General features: G+C 48.2%; 1 pseudogene. It reads right to left on the bottom strand.

Annotated features, from left to right (window positions below):
- A pseudogene (locus tag D0T87_RS23930) lies at positions 1 to 183 on the bottom strand (polyprenyl synthetase family protein); the annotation flags it as partial.
- Positions 184 to 328: the final 145 nt, after the last annotated feature.

The raw sequence follows: 328 nt of genomic DNA, 5'->3' as shown, positions 1-328 counted from the left end.
CAGACCATGCCCGTTGCGGGTAAGCCGCTCTTTGAAGTCGGCAAGGATGGCCTCGATTTGCTCCATAGATACGTCCGGGTTCTGATACATGGCTCCCATTTTCAGACTTGCGGCAAGTAAAACTGCTGTTTTCAGACGGATCATTTCCAGATAATCTTGTTCGGCTACATCATCCGGTTTCTCTACCAACAGATCTGATTTATAATCAAGATCTGCACAAGAAATCAATAGAGCAGATGCTGTAGCAACCATAATAAGTTGCAAAGCGGGAGGCGGGGATTACACCAACCCTGCCCTCCCCATTTCACAGCGCGTTTCCAACCTGATG

Source organism: Bacteroides sp. 51, from assembly GCF_010500965.1.
Classification (GTDB): Bacteria; Bacteroidota; Bacteroidia; order Bacteroidales; family Bacteroidaceae; genus Bacteroides.
Note: the sequence above shows the minus strand (reverse complement) of the source record. Positions and strands in the feature narration are given on the sequence as shown.